Annotated in this window: 14 protein-coding genes; 13 read left to right on the top strand and 1 reads right to left on the bottom strand. The window is 71.8% G+C overall.

Features of this window, described 5'->3' with window-relative positions:
* Positions 1-140 precede the first annotated feature (140 nt).
* The 8 genes from pstC to ACZ43H_RS15160 all read left to right on the top strand — a co-directional run bounded on the left by pstC (position 141) and on the right by ACZ43H_RS15160 (position 10843).
* A complete protein-coding gene (gene pstC, locus ACZ43H_RS15195; protein WP_464584170.1) occupies positions 141-1160 on the top strand; it encodes a phosphate ABC transporter permease subunit PstC in 1020 nt (339 codons plus the stop codon).
* 8 nt (positions 1161-1168) lie between these two features.
* A complete protein-coding gene (gene pstA / locus ACZ43H_RS15190; RefSeq protein ID WP_464584169.1) occupies positions 1169-2353 on the top strand; it encodes a phosphate ABC transporter permease PstA in 1185 nt (394 codons plus the stop codon).
* Positions 2350-3999 (top strand): phosphate ABC transporter substrate-binding protein PstS, encoded by a 1650-nt coding sequence (locus ACZ43H_RS15185; RefSeq protein WP_464584167.1) that lies wholly within the window; start codon positions 2350-2352, stop codon positions 3997-3999. The genes pstA and ACZ43H_RS15185 overlap by 4 nt, the downstream gene beginning before the upstream one ends.
* Positions 3999-6605 (top strand): hypothetical protein, encoded by a 2607-nt coding sequence (locus ACZ43H_RS15180; RefSeq protein ID WP_464584165.1) that lies wholly within the window; start codon positions 3999-4001, stop codon positions 6603-6605. Before ACZ43H_RS15185 ends, ACZ43H_RS15180 begins: the two co-directional genes overlap by 1 nt.
* The gene (locus ACZ43H_RS15175; RefSeq protein ID WP_464584163.1) at positions 6602-7579 is read left to right on the top strand and encodes a sortase domain-containing protein; all 978 of its coding nucleotides are present in this window, start codon (positions 6602-6604) and stop codon (positions 7577-7579) included. The genes ACZ43H_RS15180 and ACZ43H_RS15175 overlap by 4 nt, the downstream gene beginning before the upstream one ends.
* A gap of 64 nt (positions 7580-7643) precedes the next feature.
* Positions 7644-9188, top strand: a complete 1545-nt coding sequence (locus ACZ43H_RS15170) for a substrate-binding domain-containing protein (protein ID WP_464584161.1) — start codon at positions 7644-7646, stop codon at positions 9186-9188.
* Between the two features lie 63 nt (positions 9189-9251).
* Entirely contained in the window at positions 9252-10085 is an 834-nt protein-coding gene (locus ACZ43H_RS15165; RefSeq protein WP_464584159.1) for a phosphate ABC transporter ATP-binding protein, read from the top strand.
* Positions 10082-10843: a lytic murein transglycosylase gene (locus tag ACZ43H_RS15160; RefSeq protein WP_464584157.1), complete on the top strand. Its 762-nt coding sequence runs from the start codon at positions 10082-10084 to the stop codon at positions 10841-10843. Before ACZ43H_RS15165 ends, ACZ43H_RS15160 begins: the two co-directional genes overlap by 4 nt.
* A 45-nt stretch (positions 10844-10888) precedes the next feature.
* On the opposite strand, the gene ACZ43H_RS15155 is transcribed toward ACZ43H_RS15160, so the two are convergent.
* Entirely contained in the window at positions 10889-11866 is a 978-nt protein-coding gene (locus tag ACZ43H_RS15155; protein WP_464584155.1) for a CPBP family glutamic-type intramembrane protease, read from the bottom strand.
* A 396-nt stretch (positions 11867-12262) separates the two neighbouring features.
* Between ACZ43H_RS15155 and ACZ43H_RS15150 the strand changes: the two genes are divergently transcribed.
* The 5 genes from ACZ43H_RS15150 to ACZ43H_RS15130 all read left to right on the top strand — a co-directional run bounded on the left by ACZ43H_RS15150 (position 12263) and on the right by ACZ43H_RS15130 (position 21120).
* The gene (locus ACZ43H_RS15150) at positions 12263-13705 is read left to right on the top strand and encodes an exopolysaccharide biosynthesis polyprenyl glycosylphosphotransferase (RefSeq protein WP_464584153.1); all 1443 of its coding nucleotides are present in this window, start codon (positions 12263-12265) and stop codon (positions 13703-13705) included.
* Entirely contained in the window at positions 13705-14160 is a 456-nt protein-coding gene (locus tag ACZ43H_RS15145; protein ID WP_464584151.1) for a UDP-N-acetylglucosamine--LPS N-acetylglucosamine transferase, read from the top strand. Before ACZ43H_RS15150 ends, ACZ43H_RS15145 begins: the two co-directional genes overlap by 1 nt.
* Positions 14157-14738, top strand: a complete 582-nt coding sequence (locus ACZ43H_RS15140; RefSeq protein ID WP_464584149.1) for a glycosyltransferase — start codon at positions 14157-14159, stop codon at positions 14736-14738. Before ACZ43H_RS15145 ends, ACZ43H_RS15140 begins: the two co-directional genes overlap by 4 nt.
* A 151-nt stretch (positions 14739-14889) precedes the next feature.
* Complete coding sequence (locus ACZ43H_RS15135; RefSeq protein ID WP_464584147.1) at positions 14890-19494, top strand: PKD domain-containing protein; 4605 nt, start codon at positions 14890-14892, stop codon at positions 19492-19494.
* Positions 19495-19560: 66 nt separating this feature from the next.
* Positions 19561-21120, top strand: a complete 1560-nt coding sequence (locus ACZ43H_RS15130) for a Wzz/FepE/Etk N-terminal domain-containing protein (RefSeq protein WP_464584145.1) — start codon at positions 19561-19563, stop codon at positions 21118-21120.
* The last annotated feature ends 1 nt before the right edge of the window (position 21121 follow it).

Here is a 21121-nt window from a genome sequence, read left to right as displayed (position 1 = left end):
CTGACGTCTGGGCTGTTTGGGAAACGCGGCTTCGACGTTCGTCGGGCGTTCACTCGCGAGGGGGGACCAGTTCCCGGCACGCGCCCGAGACTTCTCGCGGCTCAGCACGGTGCTGACCATCGAGGTGCCAGGACGAACAGGTGACCACCCTTCCACTGCAGGACGCACACACTGATGCGGCCGTCGACGTGCTCCCACGCCGCATCTCGCGCCGTGCCACCGGGGCCGACGCGGTGTTCGAGCACGGGGCCCGGGCCGTGGGGGCCTCGGTCCTGGTCATCACCGGGGGCGTGGGCCTGTTCCTGGCCTGGCAGGCGCTGCCGACGCTGCAGCGCTACGGCTGGGGCTTCTTCACCGAGAGCCAGTGGCAGCCCGAGGCCGACGTGCTCGGCATCGCCGCGGTCCTGGCCGGCACTGTCGAGATCGCCCTGGTGGCGATGTTCTTCGCCTTCCCGCTCGCACTGCTCACCGCCCTGTACATCAGCGAGTACGCGCCGGCTGCGCTCAAGCCCACCCTGGTCTCGCTCGTGGACCTGATGGCCGCGGTGCCCTCGATCGTCTACGGCCTCTGGGGCTTCTTCCTCGTCATGCCCCGGGCTGCGGAGCTGGCGCTGTGGCTGCAGCAGCACCTCGGCTGGCTGCCGGTCTTCGACGTGCACGCGGACCCGGACGCCGCAGTCTGGGACGCCAGCCGCTACGTCTCCAGCGCCTTCTGCGCCGGGATCGCGGTGGCGATGATGGTGCTGCCGATGTCGTGCGCGGTGATGCGGCAGGTCTTCTCCCAGACACCGCCCGGCGAGAAGGAAGCGGCGCTGGCCCTCGGTGCCACCCGCTGGGGCATGATCCGCACGGTCGTACTGCCCTTCGGGCGCGGCGGCATCATCGGCGGCACGATGCTCGGCCTGGGCCGAGCGCTGGGCGAGACCATCGCGGTCCTGCTCATCCTCTCGCCGTCGTTCGAGATCAAGCCCCGGATCCTCGAGATCGGCGGCAACTCGGTCAGCGCCCTGATCGCGGGACGGTTCGGCGACGCCAGCACCGCCCAGCTGTCGGCGCTGCTCGCGGCCGGCTTCGTGCTGTTCGTGATCACTCTCGTCGTCAACACGATCGCCTCGATGATCGTCAACAAGAGCCGCTCGGGCGCCGGGACGGACGCCTAGGAATGACGATGCAGACCGACGCCGGCGTCCTCGCCGGCACCACGAACCTGCCCGCGTACGACGACGACGCTCCGCCGCCGGCGCCTCGGGGGTCGCTGGGCCGGCCCAGCCCGGACGAGCGCTTCACCCGGATCGGCTCCTGGGTGGCCGGGCTCGCCCTGGCCTGGCTGCTGACCCAGCGGCTGCTGCCGCTGCCCGGCGTCGCCTGGTTCCTGCTGGCCTGGTTCACCTGTGGCCTCGCGGTGACGGCGGTGACCGCGGCGATGGACGGCGGCCTGATCGAGGTCCGCGACCGGGTCGCGGGCGCGGTCGTGACCGGTGGCGCGCTGGTCGTGGGCGCCGCGCTGGTCAGCACCCTGGTCTTCATCGTGGCGCGCGGCTGGCGTCCGCTGACCCACCTCAACTTCTTCACCGACGACATGGCCGGAGTGGGTCCCAAGGACCCGTTCGACCGGGGCGGGGTGCTCCACGCCATGGCCGGCTCGCTGATCGAGCTCGGGATCGCCCTGCTGGTCACCCTGCCCCTCGGGATCGGCACCGCAGTGTTCATGACCGAGGTGGGCGGGCGGTTCGCCACGGTGGTGCGGACGGTCGTCGAGGCGATGACCGCGCTGCCCTCCATCGTGGCCGGGCTCTTCGTCTACACGGTCCTGATCGTGACGCTGGGGTACCCGCGCTCGGGACTGGCCGCCTCGATGGCGATCGCGGTGATGATGCTGCCGATCATCGCCCGGGCCGCGGACGTGGTGCTGCGGGTGGTGCCCGGTGGTCTGCGTGAGGCCAGCCTCGCCCTGGGGGCGAGCCGGTGGCGCACCGTGTGGCACGTCGTCCTGCCGACGGCCCGCCCGGGCCTGGCCACCGCCGTCATCCTCGGCGTCGCCCGCGGGGTGGGGGAGACCAGCCCGGTGCTGCTGACCTCCGGCGCGGCGGCCTTCCTGGTCACGAACCCGACCGACGGCGTCATGAACTCCCTGCCGCTCTACATCTACTCGACCGTGCGCAGCGGCGAACCGGCCGCGATCACCCGTGCGTTCGCGGCGGCCACCGTGCTGCTCGCGCTCGTGCTCGTCCTGTTCGTCACCGCCCGGCTGGTCGCCAGGCCGCGCCGGGTGCGCCGGCGCGGCCCGCGTCGCCGCCGGCCCTCGCCTCGGGGCGTCAACCACCCAGCCACCTCGACGGAGGAGAACCGTTGAACCGCGTCCGTGTCCTCGCAGGACAGGTCCTCGCCTTCCTGCTCGCCCTTGGTTGCGTCGCCGCACTGCCCGGTGCCGCCAGCGCGACCGTGTACGCCCAGATCGAGGGCACCGGGTCGACCTGGTCGGAGCTGATCGTCCAGCAGTGGATCTCCGACGTCGACGCCAACGGCATGAAGGTCGTCTACACCGGCGGCGGCTCGACCAAGGGACGCAAGGACTTCTCCCAGGACAGCACGGACTTCGCCATCTCCGAGATCCCTTACCAGGGGACCGACGAGCAGGGTAACGCCGACACCAGCAACGGCCGCGAGTTTGCGTACCTGCCGATCGTGGCCGGGGGCACCGCCTTCACCTACCAGCTGAAGATCGGCAACGAGCTGGTGCGCAACCTGCGCCTCTCCGGCGAGACCATCGCGAAGATCTTCACCAACCAGATCACCAACTGGGACGACCCGGCGATCACGAAGGACAACAACGGCCGGAAGTTCCCGTCCCTGCCGATCACCCCGGTCGTCCGCTCCGACGGCTCCGGCACGACCGCCCAGTTCACCACCTGGATGGACCACGAGTACCCGTCGATCTGGCGGCCCTACTTCGGCCGGTCCGGGCTGACGTCGTACTACCCGAAGAAGAACGGGTCGCGGATGATCAGCCAGGCCGGCTCGGACCAGGTGATGAACACCATCGCCGGGTTCGCGGGCAACGGCACGATCGGGTACGTCGAGTACTCCTACCCGGTCAACAAGGACTATCCGGTCGTCAAGGTGCTCAACAGGGCCGGCTACTACGTCGAGCCGACGCAGTACAACGTGGCGGTCGCGCTGACCAGGGCGCGGATCAACCAGGACCGGAGCTCGCAGCTCTACCTGACCCAGGTCCTGGACGGCGTCTACACGAACGCAGACCCGCGGGCGTACCCGATCTCGTCGTACTCCTACATGATCATCCCGACCGGGGACGACGACCCGCGGATGACCACCGCGAAGCGACAGACCCTCGCGGACTTCATGTACTACTCCCTGTGCGCGGGCCAGGCCAAGGCAGGCCCGTACGGCTACTCGCCGCTCCCGCTGAACCTCGTCCAGGCGGGCTTCCAGCAGCTGGCCAAGCTGAAGAAGGCCGACCCGGAGGTCGACCTCACCGACCGCGACGTCACCAAGTGCAACAACCCGACGTTCGTGGCCGGGAACCTCTCGCAGAACCACCTCGCCCAGATCGCTCCGCAGCCCGCGGCCTGCGACAAGACGGGCGCCGGGCCGTGCGGGACCGAGACCGGTAACAACACCCCCTCCACCGACGATGCCGAGGCCCCGGACGGCAGCACCACGGGAGGCGGCGGCGCGTCCGGCGCACCCGACGCATCCGGCGGGGGCGGCGGAGGCGGCGGGCCCGGCTCCGCACCCGGGGGCCTCGACCCGGTCATCGACCCCGAGACGGGCGCCGTGGTCGGGGACGACGCGGCCACGGCCGCCGACGGCGGGACGATCTACGCCAACCCCACCGAGCTCGCGGCGGACCGGCCGACGGACACCCGCACCTTCGGTCTGCTGGCCGCGCTCGAGCTGGTCGCGCTGGTGGTGCTGCCGGGCCTGTACGTCGCCACGCTGCGCCGCCGTCGCTCGGTCAGGGCCGGTGGTCGCTGATGACGACCACTGCAGGCCGCCGGATGATCCTCGCCGGAGTCGCCATGATGCTGCTCGGCGCGGCCGCCCTCGCGGGCACACCGGCCGGGGCGGCACCGGCGGCCGAACCCCTGGCCCGGGCTGGTGGGGACGGCTGGACCGCGACGAAGACGCTGACCCGCGTGCTGACCAACGCGGACGGGTCGACGTACTCGTTCCCGAGCCACACGGTCACGGTCACCGCCGACCAGACGCGGAACCTCCAGGGACGCCAGCGGGTGCGGATCAGCTGGAAGGGAGCGCAGCCCAGCGGCGGCCGGGCCAGCAACCCGTACGGCGAGAACGGGCTTCAGCAGGAGTACCCGGTCGTCATCCTGCAGTGCCGCGGCACCGACGACCCCTCGCTGCCGGCGGCGAAGCGGGTCTCGCCGCAGACCTGCTGGACGGGCTCGGTCGCGCAGCGCTCCCAGGTCTCCCGCTCCGAGGGCGACGCCGCCTGGGTCCACGACCTCGACGCCGATCCCTGGGACAAGGCACGGGTCTCCGGCCAGGATCCCTTCCCGTCGGACGAGGAGTGCCCGTCGGCCGACATCGACCCCTACTACACGCACCTGACGCCGTTCGTCCCGCGCCGGGGCACGGTGTTCGAGGCGTGCGACGCGGGGCACATGCCCCCCGAGGCGGCCGTCGGGGCAGCCTTCCCGCCAGCTGAGCTCGCCGCTTTCACGGACACCGACGGGACCGGATCGGTGCAGTTCGAGGTGCGCAGCGACCTCGAGAACGAGTCGCTCGGCTGCTCCCACACGGTCGAGTGCTCGATCGTGGTCATCCCGATCGTCGGCCTCAGCTGCGACCAGCCCTCGACCCCGATGACACGCTCGGACCAGGCATGTCGCAAGGGCGGACGGTTCGCGCCCGGGTCCAGCAACTTCGCGAACGAGGGCGTCGACCAGGCCGTCTCGCCGGCGCTGTGGTGGTCGGCCTCCAACTGGAAGAACCGCTTCAGCATCCCGATCACCTTCGGCCTGCCGCCGGACACCTGCGACATCCTCGACCAGCGGGCGCCCACCGGGTTCTACGGTTCCGAGCTGCTCGCCCAGGCGGCGCTGCAGTGGTCGCCGGCGTACTGCCTGGAGAAGGACCGCTTCAAGTTCCAGCTCAACCAGATGTCCGACGAGGCGGGCTGGAACCTGATGGAGAGCGGCGGCGGTGTCGCCGCCGAGGTCTCCTCGGAGCACCAGCGGCGCGGCACCGACCCGGTCGGCTACGCCCCCACCGCAGTCACCGGCTTCGCGATCGGCTACAGCATCGACCGTCCGGACAACGCGGGCGAGTACACCGACCTGAGGCTCAACGCCCGGCTGCTCGCCAAGCTGCTGACCCAGTCCTACCTCGGGTCCGACCTCGGCCGGGGCCATCCCGGGATCGGTGACAACCCGGTCGCCATCATGAGCGACCCGGAGTTCGTCAAGCTCAACCCGGGGCTGAGTCGGAACGTCCAGGAGGCCGGCGCGACCCTGCTGTCGCTGGCCAACTCCTCCGACGTCGTCGAGCAGCTCACCGATTACATCGCGCACGACGAGGATGCGACAGCGTTCGTGCAGGGCAAGCCCGACCCCTGGGGCATGGTGGTCAACCCGGAGTACAAGGGCCTCGCCCTGCCGACGGCCGAGTGGCCGCTGCTGGACTCCTACGTCCCGGAGACCCAGAACAGCTGCCGTCAGCAGAACCCGTCGGTGTACTTCACGCAGCTCGCCGCTCCGGTGACGACGCTGCGCAAGGCCTCGGAGGCGCTCCTCGACGCCTGGCCCAACGTCCAGACCCGCTGCGACTACGACCCCTCGACCCAGCTCTACAAGCTCGGCCGGGTGGACCGCCAGTCCTACGGCTCCCGGTTCATGCTGGGCCTGACCAGCCTCGGCGACGCTGCCCGCTACGGGCTCCACGCGGCCGCCCTCGAGACGACGCCCGGACACTACGTGGCGCCGGACGAGCAGTCGCTCTCGGCCGCGCTCGCGCTGACCGAGCAGGAGGGCAACCTCCAGCCGTTCGTGCTCGACCAGGCCGACGTGCGGCGGTCGGCGCGGGGCTACCCCGGCACCATGGTCGTCTACACCGCGGCGCGACTCCAGAACCTCTCCGCCGGCGACGCCGCCAAGGTCGCCCAGTTCATCCGGGTCTCCACCACCGAGGGTCAGCGTCCCGGCAGCGGCAACGGCCGGCTCCCTGAGGGATTCCTCCCGATCCGCAGCACCGGGGTCACCGCCCCGTTGTACCGCTCCGCCCAGGACGTGGCCGACGCCGTCGCCGCGCAGGCCGGTGACCCGGAGCCGACCTCCACGACGTCGCCGGACGAAGGCTCGCCCGGAACAGGTCCGGGGAGTGGCCCGGACACGTCCGGCGGGGTGCCCTCGGCGCCACCTGACGACGCGGTGCCGTCGGCCGAGCCGGCGGCGTCCGCAGCGCCGTCCGCAGCGCCCGCTGCTGCCGAGATGCCGCCGACGCAACCGGTCGGCTCCCGCCTCGCGGGTGGCCTGCTGCCCGCGCTCCTGTTGCTCGGCGGTCTCGGCCTGGGCGTCGCCGGTGCCGCTCGGGTCGCGGCGTCCCGGATCGGGGCCGGGCGATGACGGCGACCCTGACCGAGAGCCCGCGTCGCCGGGCCCGGCCCGGGCCGGTGCCGCCACGGTGGCGGCGCCTGGGCGCAGGTCTGCGGCGCACGCTCGCGCCGGCCCCGCGGCCGGCTCGTCCCACGGGTCCGGCCTCGACGGTCGAGAGCACGACGGCGGTGGTCTCCTCGGCCTTCACCATGCTCGCCCTGGTGTGCCTGTGGACGGCCGCGCAGCTGCTGTTCCTCGGCAACCTCTCGCACGAGCGGGCCCAGGAGCTGCTCTACCGGGACTTCCGGACCCAGCTCGCGAGCGCGACGGCGCCCCTCGGCCCGGTCGTGCCCGCCGGCGATCCGGTCGCGGTCCTCTCCGCGCCGACGATCGGCCTCGAGCAGGTCGTCGTCGAGGGAACCGCCTCCGGCGACACGCTCGCCGGCCCCGGCCACCGGAGGGACACCCCCCTGCCGGGGCAGGCGGGCACGTCGGTGGTCTACGGCCGCGCCGCGACGTACGGCGGCCCTTTCCACGGTCTCACCGGGCTGCGCGCCGGGGACCCGATCACGGTCGTGATGGCCCAGGGGAAGCTGACCTTCACCGTCCTCGACGTCCGTCGCGCCGGCGACCCGTTGCCCCAGCCGCCCGCGGCCGGCACGGCCCGGTTGACCCTGGTGACCGCCGAGGGCGCCGGCCGGATGGCCTCCATCGCCCCGAAGGACGTCGTCTACGTCGACGCCGAGGCGAAGAAGGCGTTCTCCGCACCGCCCGGCAGGCCCGGGGCGGTACCCGATTCCGAGAAGGCGATGGCAGCCGACCAGGGCGCGATGCCGCTCCTGGCCCTCTGCCTGGCCCTTCTCGTGGCGTTGACGCTCGGGGTCGTCGCCGCCCGTCAGCGATGGTCGGCAGCTCTGGTGTGGGTGCTCGCGAGCCCCCTCGCCGTCGCGCTGTCGTGGGCGTCCACGGATGTGGTGATGCGTCTCCTGCCGAACCTGATCTGACCGCAGTCGCACCTGTCCCACCAACACACCGCTGAATCACCCACTCTCACCGAAAGAGACTCACATGTCTGTTCGCAGGACCTTCTCGGGCATCGTGGCCACCGCCGTCGCCGGTTCCGCGCTCGCCGTCGTCGCGGCCCCCGCGCACGCGGCCGCCGTCGCCGACGACCCGTCCTTCACCCCGGTCGCAACCGACCTGATCGGCGCCGGGTCGGACACCAGCCAGCACGCCATCCACCTGGTAGCCGAGGGCTTCAACGCCCAGAGCCCCGCCCCGGCGTTCAAGGTTGCCAGCTTCGCGGCCCTCGGGGGCGGCGAGATCACCCTGCCCCACGGCGCCATCACCCGTCCGAACGGCTCGGGCGCCGGCAAGAAGCTGCTCTACGGCGCCACCGAGAACGCCGACGTGGACTTCGCCCGCTCCTCCTCGGCCAACAGCGCCGAGGAGACCCAGGCCGGTCTCAAGGCGTTCCCCTTCGCCCTGGACACGCTGAAGATGGCCGTCTCGAACTCCGTGCCGTCGCACGCGCCGGCCGGACTGACTCCGGCGCAGATCGTCGGGATCTACAAGGGCGAGATCACGAACTGGAGCGCGGTCGGCGGCCAGGACGGCCTCATCGCCCCCAAGATCCCGCAGGGCGGCTCGGGCACCCGCAGCTTCTTCGAGTCCCAGCTGAAGTCCATGAACGGTGGCGTGGCGGTCGTCTACGGCCAGAACGTCGGCGAGGTCCAGGAGCACGACGACACGCTGATCAAGAACGACGCCAACGCGATCGCGCCCTTCTCCTCGGGCCGCGCCGGGCTGCTCGGCAGCACGCTGCGCCTCGAGACGGGCTGGAAGGCCGACCGCGCGCTCTACAACGTGGTGCGCGGTGGCGACCTCGGTCGCGCCGACCTCCAGGCGGTTTTCGGCGAGAACGGTTTCCTCTGCTCGACCGAGGCCCGTCCGCTGATCGAGCAGGCAGGCTTCAAGCAACTCGCCACCCCTGAGCACGACGGCGTCTGCGGTGCCCCGACCACGGACCCGACCAGCAACTTCATCCTGAACGAGCAGGTCACCACCGCGACGGCGCTCTCGGTCAGCAGCACCCGGGCGCGGAGCGCCACGCTGGTCGCCACGGTCTCGGGCTCCACCTCGCCCAGCGGCACCGTCGACTTCTACGAGGGCGCCGACCTGCTCCAGGCGGGCGTCCCGCTCGTCTCCGGACAGGCGACGTACGAGGTCACCGGGGCCACGGCCGGCACACACAGCTGGTCGGCCGTGTTCCAGCCCGCCGAGGGCTCGGTCTTCGAGACCTCGACCGACGACGCGACCGGGGTCGTGAAGACCTCCTCGAAGATCACGGAGTCCTTCCCCGCCAAGGTGGCCGCGGGCAAGCGAGCCAAGGGCGACATCGTGGTGACGCTGGCCGGTGTCGCCAAGGCCGCGACCGGCAAGGTCACGGTCTTCCTGGGCAAGAAGGCGATCGCCAAGGGCAAGCTCTCCGGCGGTGAGGCCACCGTCAAGCTGCCCCGATTCGAGAAGGGCAAGAACACGCTGAAGGTCGTCTGGGACGGCAACTCGGCCGCCACCGGGGCGCACAAGACCTTCACGATCAAGCAGAAGTGAGACCGGCCGGCCCGCCTGGCCCGGCGCCGGGCGGGCCGGCACCCGACGTACGAAGGAACGACGATGACCACAGCGACCGACGAGACCACCGTCCTGCCGGCGACCCCGGGGGACAGGCCGCCGCCCGCGACCCTCCAGGCCCGCGACATCACCGCCTGGTTCGGCCGGCACAAGGTGCTCGACCGGGTGTCGCTGTTGATGCCCGCCGGCGGAATCACCGCCCTGATCGGACCGTCCGGCTGCGGCAAGTCGACCTTCCTGCGCATCCTCAACCGGATGCACGAGCTGGTGCCGTCTGCCCAGCTCGCCGGGGAGGTCCTGCTCGATGGCCAGGACATCTACGACCCCGACAAGCGACTCATCGACGCTCGTCGTTCCATCGGCATGGTCTTCCAGAAGCCCAACCCCTTCCCGGCGATGTCCATCCGGGAGAACGTCCTCGCCGGGCTCAAGCTCACCGGCACGCGCGCGTCCCGCGCGGCCAGGGACGAGCTGGTCGAGTCCTGCCTGGTCAAGGGCGGACTCTGGAACGAGGTCAAGGACCGGCTCGACGCACCCGGGGGCGGGCTCTCCGGTGGCCAGCAGCAGCGCCTCTGCATCGCCCGGTCACTGGCGATCCGCCCGCGTGTGCTGCTGATGGACGAGCCCTGCTCGGCGCTCGACCCGACGTCGACGCGCGTCATCGAGGAGACGATGCTCGAGCTCGCCCGGGAGGTCACGATCGTGATCGTCACGCACAACATGCAGCAGGCCGCCCGGGTCTCGGACACCTGCGCGTTCTTCCTGGCGGGTCAGGGAGCCCCGGGCGTGATCGTCGAGCACGGGGACACGCGCGCCATGTTCGGCCAGCCCCGGGACCAGCGCACCGCCGACTACGTCAACGGTCGTTTCGGGTGAGCGCTCGGTTGCTCCCGCTCGCGGCGGTGGCGCTCAGCGCGCTGTGCGCCACCGCGGTGGCACGGCAACCGGACGAGGGCGCGCGTCTCGACGACCTCTTCGTGGCTGCGCAGGCGCGCGACGTCGACACCGACCTCAGGGCGCAAGAGCCCGTCACCAGGACCGCCGATCGCGCAGCGCGCGCAGCTGTGGGCGGTCCTGTCATCGACGCTGGTTGGCTGAGCCGGACTGCCGCGGCCGCGTCGGTCCCGGAGCCGGCGCTGCGGGCGTACGCGCGCGCCCAGCTCACCGCGCCCCCCGCGTGCGGCGTGGGGTGGACCACGTTGGCCGGGATCGGGTACGTCGAGTCGCACCACGGGACGCTCGGCGGCCGCAGCCTGCTGGCCGACGGCCATTCCTCCTCGCCGATCCTCGGCCCGGCCCTCGACGGGCGCGGTGACTTCGCGGCGATCCGCTCGACCCCCGCGTCGAAGGCGGTGCACGGCGACCCGGTCTGGGATCACGCCGTCGGACCCATGCAGTTCCTGCCGTCGACCTGGCAGCGCTGGGGCACCGACGGTGACGGCGACGGCCGCGCCGACCCCCTGGACCTCGACGACGCGGCCGCAGCCGCTGCCGGCTATCTCTGCGCCGGCGGCGGCGACCTGCGGACAGGTAGTGGTTGGGAGCGCGCGGTGCTGGCCTACAACCACTCCGGTGAGTACGTCGACGACGTGTACGCCGCGGCGTCGTCCTACGCCGCCCGCGCCGGCCACTGACCCTGCGCGGGATCCGGCCCGCCCCAGCCCTGCCCAGGGGCGTGCTCACTCGAGCGTCAGGCCGCGCACGTCGCCCCAGCCTGTGCGACGGGCGTGGAGGACCAGCACCGCGGCCACGACGACGAAGGGCGCGGCGAGGTCCAGCTCGCTCACCGCGGCGCTCTGCCAGGTGGTCCCGTCCACGAGGCCGCCCACGCGGGCGACGTCGTTGGACAGGCCGTGCATGGCGATGGCCAGGAGCGTGGCCTGTCCGGCCCGGGCCCAGAAGAACGTGATGACGACGGAGATGGCGACGATCTTGGTCGTGAAGGCCCCGAGGTAGGCGAGTGCCCCCCAGAGCCCGTACTCGATGAAGGCGTCGAACTTGACCGGGAAGTGCCACGACGCCCACGCCAGGCCGACCACCACCGAGGCGGCCAACGGCCCCCGGGTGCGGAGCAGGACCGGTAGTGCGTAGCCGCGCCACCCGTTCTCCTCCAGCAGGGCTCCGGCGTCGAGGAACATCGCGACCGGCAGCAGCGCCGGCATGCTCCAGGAGAGGTGCCAGCTGAAGTCCTGCGGCACGAGTGCGCGATGGAGCAGGCCGCTGGCCACGTTGCAGAGGCAGAAGACCACGAGCACCGTGACCCAGAGGCGGATACCCCGGCGCGGCCCGACCTCCGGCGACCACGCGCGGAACAACCTGCGGACCGCACGCAGGAGCGGACGCCCACCCGGGAGGCGGGCGACGCCCAGCACGGCGAGGTCCGGTGCGGCGACCTGGCCGAGAGCGAGGGCGACCCCCAGGAGAGCGGCAGGGTAGGCGAGGACCACCCGTGCAGCGGTGAGGAGGTCGGAGCCGAAGTCGACGCCGGCTTTCGACAGCCCGGTGTCGATCGCGGACTCGGCGCCGCTGAGGAGGAACGCCACGCCCAGCAGCACCTCGAGCGCGACGGCGATCAACCAGAACTTCAGGACCGGCGACCGCGGCAGGTCGCTGCCCGGGCGCTCCGCCGGGGCATCGACCGGTCCGGTGAGCCTCACAGCTCGACCCTCGCCCCGTCGATGAGGGGCGTCCATCCGGCAGGACCCCGGTGCTGCCCTGACTTCCTGTACCGGGGAGTGCCGCCCATCGGGGGGAGGCCTACCCAATTCGGGGGAGGCGGCCCGCCGACGGGCAGCGGCCGCGATCGCCGGCCGTTACCAATGGCTCGTCGGACCGGCGCGACAAGCTGCGGCCGGTGACCCGGGACCCCAGCGATCATGGGGAATCTCCTGTGCCATGGAGGGGTCCCCAATATCAACGAAAACCCCCTTGTGGGACGCCGCGTCGGTCCCCGCGCGGAGCACGCTGTCGACACGCTCAGACCGCAGCAGAGCCCTCGTTCTCCCGGGCTCCTCGGTCGATCCGTGACGGACCTACTGGTGGGTGGCTCAGACGTGACGCTGAATGCATTCCTCGACGCTCGGGAGGAGTCGGCCCGGACCGACGAGGGGCGCCGCGGCTCCCTGCGGCACACCGGTCGCTCCCGCCGGGAGAGCGCGGTGGTGCAGGTCGTCCACCTCCTGGCCCGGGTCGTGGCGCCGCTGCTGGCCGGAGTCGTGGCCGCGGCCGTCGTCGAGGCCGGCATGGTGGTCACGGCGGTGGTGCTGGGCTCGTGGGCTGCGGTGCAGCTCCAGGCCCAGGTGGGCGGGCTCCACCCGGCCACCACCGACCTCACGACCGCCACCCGGCACATGGCCGTGCCGTTCGTGCTCGTCGCGCTGGGCGTCGCCGCCGGCGCGCTCCCCGAGCACGCCCTGGCCAAGGCCCTCCTGATCGCCGTCTCCGCGACCGCGCTCCTGTTCCTGGCCACGCTGGTGCTGCAGCGCCGGCGTCGCCCCAGCCGGGTCGTGGTCGTCGGAGACGGACCAGGTGTCGGTCAGTCGGTGGCCCGGTTCGCCCAGTCCGCCGATGTCGACATCGTGCACGCCGCGGTGCTCGGTGGCCGGCTGGACGGCGCCGACGTGCAGTTCGTGCGCGAGACCTTCGGGCTCTCCGCCAGCCAGGGGCTGGACGACATCGCCGAGCGGGTCGAGTGGCTGGGGGCCGACACTGTCGTCGTGCTGCCCTCGACCGCGGTCGGCTCCGCCGACATCCGGCGCCTCTGCTGGGCCCTCGAGGGCACGGGGACGCGGCTGGCCGTGCACACCGACCTGACCAGCGTGGCGCGGCACCGGATCGCCGTGTCCAGCCTGGGCGACTGCATGCTGACCGAGATCCGGCCCAGCCGGGCGCCGATCCACGTGCGCAGCCTGAAGTTCCTCTTCGACCGGGTCGTCGCCGCCGCCCTGCTGGTCCTGCTCGCGCCGCTGCTGGCGCTGCTCGTCCTCGCCATCCGCCTCGACTCGCGCGGCCCGGGCTTCTTCACCCAGGTCCGGGTCGGGCAGGGTGGGCGGCTGTTCAAGGTCTGGAAGCTGCGCACGATGTGCACCGAGGCCGAGGTCCTGAAGTCGGACCTCGGCGACCAGGACGAGGGCAATGGCGTCCTGTTCAAGGTGCACCAGGACCCGCGGATCACCCGCCTGGGTCGCGTGCTGCGCAAGACCTCGCTCGACGAGCTTCCCCAGCTGATCAACGTGGTCAAGGGCGAGATGTCCCTGGTCGGGCCACGGCCGGCGCTGCCGCGCGAGGTCGAGCAGTACGACGAGATCGCGCGGCGCCGCCTCGCGGTCCGGCCCGGCATCACCGGCCTGTGGCAGGTCAGCGGACGCTCGGACCTCGACTGGGACAAGACCGTCGCGCTCGACGTGCACTACACCGACAACATCACGATCGTCGACGACCTGCGGATCTGCCTGCGCACCGTCCGGGCGGTCACCAGCGGCAAGGGAGCCTACTGATGGGGCAGCCGGTCCTGATGGTCAGCACCCAGGGCGGACACCTGACCCAGCTGCTCGTCCTGGACTCGTGGTGGCGGAACCGGGACCGGCTCTGGGTCTGCCCGGACACCCCGGACGTGGTCGACCGGTTGAGCGGCGAGCGCGTGGTCACGTCGTACTCCCCGACGACCCGCAACCTGCCGAACGCCCTGCGCAACCTCGTGCTCGCGCTGCGCGTGCTGCGCCGTGAGCGGCCCGAGATGGTGATCAGCGCCGGCGCTGGTGTCGCGTTCCCGTTCTTCCTGGTGGCGTGGGTGATGCGGATCCCGACGGTCTTCATCGAGGTCTACGACCGCGTGGACTCGCCGACGATGACGGGGCGACTGTGCGGCCCGTTCACGACCCGGCGCATCGTCCAGTGGGACCAGCAGCTCGACTTCTACCCGGACGCCCATGTGGTGGGGCCGCTGCTGTGAGCCTCGTGGTCGTGATGGTGGGCACCGACCACCATCGTTTCGACCGCCTCATCGACTGGATCGACGAGGCAGCCCGCCGGCGCCCGGACGTCCGCTTCGTCGTCCAGCACGGCGCGAGCCGGGCCCCGTCGGTCGCGGAGGGGCACGAGTTCCTGGGCCACCAGAAGATCCTCGAGCTGCTCGCGGACGCGGCGGCCGCGGTCTGCCACGGCGGGCCGGGCACGATCATGGACGCCCGCAGCGCCGGTCACGTGCCGCTGTGCGTGCCCCGGGACCCGGCGCGCGGTGAGCACGTCGACGGGCACCAGCAGCGCTTCGCGGCGCTGGCCGAGCAGGCCGGCGTGGTGACGCGCATCAGTTCGCTGGAGCAGCTGGAGACCGCCCTCGACGAGCTCCTCGCCGTCGACGACCCGACCCGCCCGCGGACCCTGCCGACCAGTCCGGCCACGGAGGCGGCGCGCGCCCAGCTCGCGCGCGAGCTCGACGAGCTGGTGCTGTCACGGCCCGGTCACTCGCGACCCGGTCGTGCGTGGCGCGGGCGGTGGACACGCCCGTCCCGCCGCCCCTTCCACGGATGACCCGGCGCGGATGATCCGTCGCGGCCGACGGACGGTGCCCAATTTTGGGGGAGGTCCCTCAGTGCTGGGGTATCGCGGGACCACCCGGTGCCAGCATCGCAAGCGGCTCCGGCTGGAGCCCCCGTCGTCTACTCCGGGTTTGGGGATCACCGTGTCGAACACCTTCACAGCGCTCGGGCTGCGGCGTCGCCGCGCCCTTTCCGTCCTGGTCAGCCTCGCGGTCAGCGTCCTGGCCAGCCTCACGGTGGTCGCAGGGACGACCTCGACGGCGAGCGCTGCGGGCGAGACTCTCAGCCAGGTGGCCGCGGTGAGCACCCAGGGCAACCGGGCCAGCCACCGGGTGACGATCCCGAGCAGCGTGCGTGCCGGCGACAGCCTGGTGGTCTTCCTGACCTGGAACTCCGCCTCGACCGCCACCGGCCCCGGGGCCGGGTGGACCCAGCTGCAGACCTGGGCGGGCACCAAGTTCAGCGGCCGGGCGTGGACCCGGGTCGCGACCAGCTCGGACCCCGGGTCGACCGTCACGGTCACGACCGCAGCCTCGGCGAAGTCCGTGATGACGCTGTCGGCCTACCGCAGCTCTGGCGGACGCGCCGAGGTGACCGCCTCGGCGGTGGCCGGCTCCAACACCGCCAGCACCAGCCACACCACGCCGACCGTGCCGGTCAGCGGCGACAGCTCGTGGCTCGTCAACGCCTGGGGCGAGAAGTCGGGCTCGGCCACGACCTGGACGCTTCCGGCGGGCACGACCTCGCGCAGCACGAGCACCACGAACGGCACCGGCAAGGTGAGCATGGTCGTCGGTGACTCGAACGCCGCCGTGCCTGCCGGCACCGCGGCGGGGCGGACGGCCACGACCAGCACGTCGGTCGGGCGCGACGTCCGCTTCTCGGTCGTCGTGACGCCGGGCACCGCCGGATCGAACACGCCGCCCACCGCGTCGTTCACGGCCTCCTGCGCCCTGCTGGTCTGCGGGTTCGACGCCAGCGGCTCGAGCGACGCCGACAACAACACCCTCACCTACAGCTGGGACTTCGGGGACGGCCAGACCGGCACCGGCGTCTCGCCGTCCCACACCTACGCGAGCGCGGGCACCCGGACGGTGACGCTGACCGTCAGCGACGGCACGGACACCGACGTGACCACCCGCTCGGTCACGACCTCGACGCAGAGCCCGGGGACCCAGCCCAAGCCCAACCACACCACGCTGGTCCCCGAGACCCCCAACACCACCATGCCGCGGATCAGCAGCGGTGAGATCTGGGACATCGAGGTCGTGGGCAACCGTGTCTTCGTCGCCGGCGGCTTCACCTCGCTGCAGAACCGCACGAGCACGAACACGACCACCGTCAACCAGGCCTACCTCGCGGCGTACAACCTCAACACCGGCCTGATCGACACGACGTTCCGGCCCGTCTTCGACGGCGGGGTCAACGCGGTGGAGGCGTCGCCGGACGGCACCAAGCTGTACGTCGGCGGCACGTTCAACACCGTCAACGGCGTCACCAAGCGCAAGATCGCGTCCCTGAACCCCACCACGGGCGCCCCGGTGGCCGGCTTCACCGCCAACGCCGGCGCCCTGGTGAACTCGCTGGCCGCCAGCAACACCACGCTCTACGCGGGCGGCCGGTTCACGACGATCAACGGGCAGACCATGGTCGGCCTGGCCGCCGTCAACGGCGCGACCGGCGCGCTGGACCTCGGCTTCGACAACCAGCTCTCCGGCGGCATCGGCACCAACGGCACGCTGACGGTGCAGCAGCTCAAGCTCACCCACGACGGCTCCAAGCTGCTGGTGGTGCACACCGCGCGCAAGATCGACGGCCAGGACCGCTACGGCGTGGGCCTGATCGACACCGCGACCAAGCAGCTGCTGCCCTGGCGCACCCGGCTGTGGGAGGACAACCTGCAGTACGTCGGCGGCATCCAGCGCATCTACGGCGGCGACATCGCCCCCGACGACTCCTACTTCGTCGTGTCCAGCGGATCGGGTGGTGACCGGCCGCCGATCAACGACACCGCGGTCGCCTTCTCCATCAACGGCGGGGACAACATGCAGCCGCGCTGGATCTCCCGCGCGTTCGACAGCGTCTACTCGGTGGCGATCACCGAGAAGGCGGTCTACATCGGTGGCCACTTCCAGTGGAACGAGTCGCCGACCGCGCCCGACCCGTGGCCGGGCCTGGACAACGTCGGCTACGGCACCGGCCAGGGCCTCGCGGCGTACGCCCTCGGTGACGCGGTGGTCCGCCGCGACCACCTCGGCGCGCTGAACCCCGCCGACGGCAAGGCGCTCGAGTGGCACCCCGGATCCAACTCCTTCGAGGGGAACAAGGCCCTCGAGGCCACCTCCCGCGGTCTGCTGAGCGGCGGCGACGCCGGGATCCAGGGCGGCGCGAGCGTGGGCCGGGTCGCGTTCTTCGACCTCAACCAGCTGCCGGCCGCCAGCAACCCAGACACGACCATCACCAGCCCGATCCAGGGGCGGGTCGTGCCGACCGGGCAGCAGTTCGTGCTCGAGGGGGCGGCGACGTCCACCGGCACGATCGCCCGGGTGCAGGTGGAGGTCCAGAGCGGCAGCCAGTACCTCCAGGACAACCTGACCAGCTGGAGCACGACGTTCAACACCATCGACGCGCAGCTGGGGACCCGGTCGGGCAACAGCACCCCGTGGTCGCTGCCGCTCACCGTGGCCGACGCGCGCGAGATGGTGGTCCGGGCGCGCGCGGTCACCACCGGCGGAACCCAGGACCCGGTCAAGGCGACCAAGAAGATCGAGTCCTTCAGCTTCGACGACCTGCCGCCGAACACGAACATCACGTCCCCCGGCGGCACGCTGCAGACCTCGACGGCGTTCGTGCTGCGCGGCAACGCCACCGACGACAAGGGCGTGGACTCGGTGTCGCTCTACGTCCGTGACGCCAACGACCAGTACCTCACGGCCAACGGCGACCTCAGCCCCGACTACACGACCTTCCGGATCGACGTGGACAACCCCGGGGCGGTCAGCACCACGTGGCAGTACGAGCTGAACCTGCCGCACGAGGGCGACTGGAAGATCGGCGCGATGGCCCGCGACAACGGCGGGCAGAACGACACCCGGTGGGCGGTGGCGAACTACACGGTCTCCTCGACCGGCAAGGCGCCGACCGTGACGATCGCGCAGCCCGTGTCCGTCACGCCGCCGACCACGTCGCCGACCCTGACGATGACGCCGGGTGGGCGGGTCACGTTCACCGGCACCGCCACCGACGACGAGGCGCTGGCCACCGTGGAGGTGAGCCTGCGCAACAGCACGACGCGCGAGAACCTCGCCTCCGACGGCACCTGGGGATCCGACGTGATCGCGGGCTGGTACAAGATCTCGCCGGCCAACCTGAGCGCGGCCTCCTACAACTGGAGCTACACGATGCCGGCCGACCTGGTGCCGGGCACCTACACGTTCCAGGTGCGGGCCACGGACAAGCTGGACCTGACGACGTCGTCGTCCCTGCAGGGCCGCATCACCATCAACGTGGCCGTGCCCGGTGACGTCGCACCGAACGGGCTGCTCAACACGACCGGCACGGTCACCTCGAGCGTCCGGCACCTCGACATCGCCGGGACCGCGACGGACGACAAGGGCGTCAAGGCGGTGCGGGTGGCGGTCTACGAGAACGACAGCGACCTCTACCTGAAGGCGGACGGCACGCTCGCACCGGGCTTCCGGACGATCAACGCGACGCTGGCCTCGCCGAACGCCACGAGCACGACCTGGACGCTCCCGCTCGACCTGCCCACGAACGGCAGCTACGGCATCACGGCCTACGCCGTGGACACGGCCGACCAGCTCGACCCGTCGACCACGGGCGCCACCGCGCTCTACAACGTCTACCCGGGTGACGCGGCACCGGCACTGCTGCCGAACCTGTCGTCGCCGACCGAGGGCACGGCCTTCACCGAGTCCCGGATCTTCGTGAGCGGCCGGGCCGAGGACGACCTGTCCATCGCCCGGGTCGAGGTGTCGATCGTGAACTCCGCCGGGCAGTTCATGAGCAGCTCCGGCACCTTCAGCACCACGGAGCGCTACATCCCGGCATTCCTCAACAGCCCCGGCTCACCCGGCTCCAACTACTCCTACACGACGCCGATCATCCCGGACGGCGCCTACAAGGTCCGGGTCCGCCCGGTGGACAACCACGGGCAGTCACCGCTCCCGTCGGAGGTCAACGTCACGGTCTCCTCTCCCGCGGGCAACACCGCGCCGGTGGCCGCCGCGACGGTCAGCTGCACCCAGAACGTCTGCACCTTCGACGGCCGGGGCAGCACCGACGAGAACAAGCCGACGCTGACGTACTCCTGGGCCTTCGGGAACGGGCGGACGGGCACCGGCGCGCTGCCGACGTTCACCTACACCAGTGCGGGCACGTTCACGCCCACCCTGACGGTGCGCGACGAGTACGGCCTGACCTCGACCGTGACCATGGCACCGCTCACCATCACCGAGCCGTCCGGCAACACCGCGCCGACCGCGGTGATCTCGCCGCCCACGTGCGTCGGCCTGGTCTGCAACTTCAGCGGCGCCACGTCCACCGACCCGAACACCGGCGACGCGATCACCTACCTGTGGAGCTTCGGCGACGGTGGGGCCACGAGCACCGCGGCCAGCCCGTCGAAGACCTACGCGACCGGCGGCACCTACACGGTGACGCTCACGGTCACCGACGGCTGGGGCAGGTCCTCGACCGTGACGCGGTCGGTGACGGTCTCGCCATGACCTGCTGGAGCGCGGTCGACGCAACGGCCGCCGCGACACCATCCGTAACGAGGGGGAACTCCCACCATGGTTGAACCGACAGCTGCCTACGCACGAGACCTCGGGGACTACGTCTCGCTGGTGCGACGGCGCTGGACCTGGGTCGTGGGCTGCGTGCTCGCGGGCCTGGCCCTCGCCACCCTGTACCTGGTCACCGCCTCGGCGACGTACGTCTCGACGGCGAAGGTGCTGGTGGAGGACACGGGCCCCGCGGCGACCGCCGACGGTGCCCGGACCAACGACAGCATCAACCTCGACACCGAGGCGCAGCTGGTGAAGTCCGAGACGGTCGCCGCGCGCGCGAAGGACATGCTCAACACCGAGCTGTCGCCGGTGGCGCTGTCGCGCCACGTCGGGGTGACCGTGCCGGCGAACACCACGATCATGGCGATCGCCTTCACCGGGCCCACGGCCGACGAGGCGCAGCGGGGAGCGGAGACGTTCGCCGAGGCCTACCTCGCCGAGCGCCAGGAGTCGGCGCAGAACAAGATCGACGCGCACGTGGACCGGCTCAACGCCCAGATCGAGAAGACCACCCAGAGCATCCAGGACACCAACGTCGCCCTCGGCAAGCTGATCGGGGCCAAGGAGACGTCCGACCGCGCCTTCCTGCTGGCGCGCCGGGCCACGCTCAGCAACCAGCTGACGTCGTACAACGCGGAGCTGGCGCCGCTCGTCGGCACCGAGGTCGACGCCGGCAAGGTGATCGTGGACGCCCAGAAGCCGGGCCGCCCGACCGACCCGAACGCCATGCTCATCCTGCCCGCCGGCCTGATGGCGGGGCTGCTGGCCGGGCTCGCCCTGGCCGTGTGGCGCGAGCGTCGCGACAAGCGCCTGCACAACGGCGCCGAGGTCGAGCGGCTCTTCGGCCTCGCGCCGCTGTCCACGCTGGTGGCGGAGGGTCGGGGGAGCGAGGCCCGCATCGACCACGACGTGCGGGCGCTCTACCACTCGCTGCGGGCCAACGGCCCCGACGGGCGGGAGGTGGCGCTGCTCGTCGGCCCCGACGACCCCGAGACCGCGGAGCGGCTGGCCTACTCGCTGGCGGTCGTCGCGGCCCGGTCCGGGGCGCCGACGGCGTACGTCACCCGTCCGCACTCGCCGGTCGTGCTCGACCGTCGTCGTGCGACGGCGAGCAAGACCGGCACGCTGCGGCTCCCCGACTACGAGGAGCTCGGCATCGTCGTCGACGGGGAGTTCCACTCGGCGAACCTGCGCGAGCAGCTGGCCGAGCTCGGCGCGAAGCGCGACTTCGTGGTCCTCGGCCTGCCCAACGACGACCCGGGCCTCGACGTGCCGATCCTCGGCCGGTACGTCGACGTCGCGGTCGTGGTGGTCCGCCTCGGCGTCACCCGGCGCGACACCCTGGGCGCGGTCCTCGCCGACCTGACGCGGTCGGGCGTCGACCAGGTCTCCCTCGTCACCGTCGACCTCGGCCGGCGCCGGATGCGGCGAGGTGCCGTGTCCGCCGACGAGGTCTTCGTCGACCCGGCGGAGCGCGCCCGCGTCGTGGCCGCGCGGGACGAGGACGACGGCGAGCAGGGTGCCGGTCGTCCGCGGTCGGCCCGGACACGACGGCAGCGATGAG

The sequence above is a fragment of the Nocardioides sp. DN36 genome (genome assembly GCF_055380375.1).
The sequence above is the reverse complement of the archived record's forward strand: the minus strand, read 5'-3'. Positions and strand labels throughout refer to the sequence as shown.